Genomic DNA, 573 nt, shown 5'->3' with positions numbered 1-573 from the left:
GGCTCATACAGCTTTAGCTTGATTATCGCATTATCTATGACCTTTGTCGCAGAGTCATAATCGAAATTCATGCTCATTAATTCTCAACCCTTTCTTATATTTTTTTAGCATTCATTCTGATACTCTCTTATCCCGAAATTATTACATGCCCTTAGATACTTAAAAAATAAACATTATTTGAGCGATTTTTGGATAAGCATAGTTAAGAGATACAGGATGAGCAAACTTAGCAAAGAACAGATAGAATGGATAATAAAAGCAAAAGTTAATGGCAGGCTAACCAATAAGCAGATAGCCGATGTACAGGGCATATCGATCAGCAGAGTTCAGCAGTTATACAGAGAGTACAAAAGGACAGGCGTTATACACGTTCAGAAAAAAGCTGGAAGGCATGAAAAGCCTGTTCCTGAGGAAATTAAGAATGAAATCATTGATCTATACAGAAAATACAGAATTAACGCAAGCTACATCGGCAGAATACTGCGTGAGGAAGGATTACACATTGACAATGACAGAATCAACGAAGTGCTCAAGGAGGCTGGTTTTGCCATGAGCGAGCCAAGAAAGTGGCAC

The 573-nt window shown here is 37.9% G+C and carries 1 protein-coding gene; it reads left to right on the top strand.

Annotated elements, in window-relative coordinates; all coding sequences use genetic code 11:
- Positions 1-177 precede the first annotated feature (177 nt).
- Positions 178-573, top strand: a 396-nt coding sequence (locus tag ACP5SL_RS05880; RefSeq protein ID WP_428228340.1) for a winged helix-turn-helix transcriptional regulator, incomplete at its 3' end; no start/stop codon positions are given.

It is taken from the genome of Fervidicoccus sp. (assembly GCF_049967375.1).
In the GTDB taxonomy this organism is placed as follows: Archaea; Thermoproteota; Thermoprotei_A; order Sulfolobales; family Fervidicoccaceae; genus Fervidicoccus; species Fervidicoccus fontis.
The sequence above is the reverse complement of the archived record's forward strand: the minus strand, read 5'-3'. Positions and strand labels throughout refer to the sequence as shown.